The organism is Cupriavidus sp. 8B, from assembly GCF_054589115.1.
Map to the genome: position 1 here is coordinate 1 of NZ_BAAILO010000588.1, position 2,950 is coordinate 2,950.

Here is a 2,950-nt window from a genome sequence, read left to right on the forward strand (position 1 = left end):
CCCGTAGTTCTCCTTCCCGATTCCTTGCGCAGCGCCTTTGCTTGATGCCAGAGCATCCGGCAAGCGCGTTGCCGCTCCAAGGATTCCTTGCTCATCTGAGCATCGAATAATCGCCCGACCTTTCTGTCGGGAAATCCCATTTAATGTTTTCAAGAGAGAGAAAACCATGGAATCCTTGGCTAACCTGATGCGCTCGCCTATCCGCCTGTTCTTCACGCTGATGGCGGTTTATGTGGCATCACAGTCCGCTGTTTGCGCGTTCTTCCTCGTGCTCGTTGCGGGGTCGTGGGTATTTCACAAGTTCATCGGTCGTTCGCACGTTGTGCCGACACCCCGTGACGCTGTAATGCCCAAGTCGCAAACTGCTTCCGCAGAAGCTGAGCCATCGCCGGTGCCCCAGGCGCCCGCGTACGCGAAGTCCCCTGTCGTTGTTCCATTCAACCGTCAGGAAGCTGCACGTCGCCGCGCTTGACCCCTTCCGCCCTCGCATGAGGGCGGCCCTATCCACCTGTCGTGGGAACCTCGTTCCCACTGGCAGGTGGGAAATAGGGTTCCCGCTCGGAGAACCCTATGGAAATGAAACCCGCCGCCTGGCAACTCGATTTCTTCGGGGACGCGGCACCTGTCACGATCGATCCCCCGAAGCGCGACCCGCTGCCCGATCCGATGTATTGGAGTGAGGCCGTGCGCGAACAGATGATCGACGCCCTCATTAGTCTCGCCTGCGACAGCCGTCGCGGTGACAACCTTCCCGAGTCGCTTGCCGACTGCGCCGACCTGCTGCGCGCGCGCATGCAGGGCAAAGCCGTTGAGAAGGACGACTTCGACATGACGCTTGGCTGGATCTTCGGCTACTGGGACGGGGCGCTGCCCTATACCTATGTCTGCGCCGTCACCGGCGTAAATCCCGAAGTCCTGCAGGACATCATCCTCAATCACTACCGCCTCAAGCGCGATCTGGACGAAGTTCGCCGGATGCACTGCGGCACGCTTCTCTAGGAGTTGCCGTGGCGTTCATCCAGCGATTCCTTGGCGCGTTGCAGGACGCCCTGCTGCCTCGAGCAGCTGAACCCGATTCATCCAACCAGCAAGCAGTTGGTACTGGCTCGGGCAACGAGGTCCACATCGAGATCGGCGGCGTGCCGAATCTCTTCCGTGACGAAGGCGAGCGCATCGTTCACTTCGTTGCTGCCTTTGAGGCGCGACCGACTGCGACGCCCTTCGGTCAAAAGTTGCTGCCCGATCCGGTGCCATATTGGAGCGTGCTGGGCGAGCATCCCGGCGAGACCCTGTCCTCCATCATCTCCGCAGCGATTCGCGCACACGCCCCGCCGGCGGCGCGCGCCGCAGTGCCGAGCGACGACGGCGCAAGCCAATCCCGCCGTGAACCTTCCCGCGACTTCCAGCGTGCCGCACCAGCGGCTGCCGGGACGACAGCGCGGCGCGAGTCTGGCGGCACTGCAGTGCATCGTGGCACGATCACCTTCTGGGGCGAGGCCGAGTTCGCCGACCGCAAGCGAGTCGGACGCACCTACACGTCGTTTGCGCTGAAGCTGGAAACGGCGACCGGCATTGAGACGCTGCAAGGCGAGGGGCTGAAGGAAGCCATCGCCGAAGCCGGTTGCCAGGTTGGCGACTCCGTTGAAGTGCGGCGCGTGCAAAAGGTCAAGGTTCCGGCTTTCCACCGCAAATCGGGGAAGCCAAAGCTCGACGACAACGGTCAACAAGTCTTGTGGGACAAATGGCTGTGGTCGATTACCCGTTCACATTGATTCGAAAGGAAATGTTCTATGGCATCCATTAACAAGGTCATCCTGGTTGGCAACCTTGGGGCCGATCCTGAAGCGCGCTATCTACCGAGCGGCGACGCCGTGACGAACATTCGTCTGGCTACCACCGATCGCTACAAGGACAAGACTAGTGGCGAGATGAAGGAAGCCACCGAGTGGCACCGCATCTCGTTCTTTGGCAAACTCGCGGAGATTGCGGGCGAATACCTGAAGAAGGGGTCTTCGGTCTACGTCGAGGGTCGCATCCGCACCCGCAAATGGACCGACCAGTCCGGTGTGGAAAAGTACAGTACCGAGATCGTTGCCGATCAGATGCAGATGCTCGGCAACCGCCAGGGTGGCAGCGCCGGTGACAACGATGGCTACGGCCAGCAGCCGTCGCGTCAGTCGCAAGGCCAGCAGCCCGGCCGCCAGGTGCAAGGACAGCGGGGCGCACAGCAGCGCGAGAGTGCCCCGCCGCGTCAGCAGCCTGCCGCTTCTGGCGGGGGTTTTGACGACTCAGACGATATTCCGTTCATGCGTCCCGCTGCGCTGGATGGGATTCCGTTCCGCTACGACGGCGCGCCGATGCACTAATCGGCAGTATTCGCCCGTCTCGCCTCACCCTCACGCTTTATAGCTACTGCTGCCGGCCTTCGCCGGCGGCAGTAGCCCCTTCCTCTCCCAGCCCGGCTCCGGGCAGCCCATCCCGACCCCCCTCGCGATTCGCCATGCTGAAAAGACCCTCTGGCTCGGCCGGAGTGTCCTTTGAGCAAGCGACTTCCCCCGCCTGTCTCAGGCATCGACCAACCATTCCGACCGGAGTGCATCCAATGAAAATGAGTAGCTTCACGAAGAACTGGACGCCAGACCAATGGGACGCGCTGGTCTTGCAGTACCTGCCGGAGCAGTTCTTGACCGGAAAGCCTGGTCCATGCCCGATGTGCGGAGGCAATGACCGCTTTACTTACGACAACAAATGCGGCCGTGGCGATTGGGTATGCCGGCAGTGTGCCAATGGCAACCCGATGGCAGGCGACGCCATCCTGCTCATTTGCCGGTACACCGGCATGTCCTTCCTCGAACTGGCCCATGTGGTGGAGGGCGGGCCGGCACCGGCGATTGTCCGACCGGCGCATCCCGCCATTCGGAATCGTGGCATGACGGATACGGCCAAGGCC

Annotated in this window: 5 protein-coding genes; all 5 read left to right on the forward strand. The window is 61.8% G+C overall.

Annotation, left to right across the window (positions count from 1 at the left end; genetic code table 11):
* The first annotated feature begins 166 nt into the window (after positions 1-166).
* Complete coding sequence (locus tag ACYP5B_RS49545) at positions 167-472, forward strand: hypothetical protein (RefSeq protein WP_459574787.1); 306 nt, start codon at positions 167-169, stop codon at positions 470-472.
* Between the two features lie 98 nt (positions 473-570).
* Positions 571-999: a hypothetical protein gene (locus ACYP5B_RS49550; protein WP_459574788.1), complete on the forward strand. Its 429-nt coding sequence runs from the start codon at positions 571-573 to the stop codon at positions 997-999.
* An 8-nt stretch (positions 1,000-1,007) separates the two neighbouring features.
* Positions 1,008-1,772 (forward strand): hypothetical protein, encoded by a 765-nt coding sequence (locus ACYP5B_RS49555; protein ID WP_459574789.1) that lies wholly within the window; start codon positions 1,008-1,010, stop codon positions 1,770-1,772.
* A gap of 18 nt (positions 1,773-1,790) precedes the next feature.
* Positions 1,791-2,366 (forward strand): single-stranded DNA-binding protein, encoded by a 576-nt coding sequence (gene ssb, locus ACYP5B_RS49560; protein ID WP_459574790.1) that lies wholly within the window; start codon positions 1,791-1,793, stop codon positions 2,364-2,366.
* A gap of 236 nt (positions 2,367-2,602) precedes the next feature.
* On the forward strand, positions 2,603-2,950 hold a 348-nt coding region (locus tag ACYP5B_RS49565; protein WP_459574792.1), incomplete at its 3' end, for a primase-helicase zinc-binding domain-containing protein.

Bases quoted from the DNA above. Each gene is read 5' to 3' on its own strand.
- ACYP5B_RS49545 (WP_459574787.1), top strand. From the start codon at position 167: ATGGAATCCTTGGCTAACCTGATGCGCTCGCCTATCCGCCTGTTCTTC.
- ssb (WP_459574790.1), top strand. From the start codon at position 1,791: ATGGCATCCATTAACAAGGTCATCCTGGTTGGCAACCTTGGGGCCGAT.
- ACYP5B_RS49550 (WP_459574788.1), top strand. From the start codon at position 571: ATGGAAATGAAACCCGCCGCCTGGCAACTCGATTTCTTCGGGGACGCG.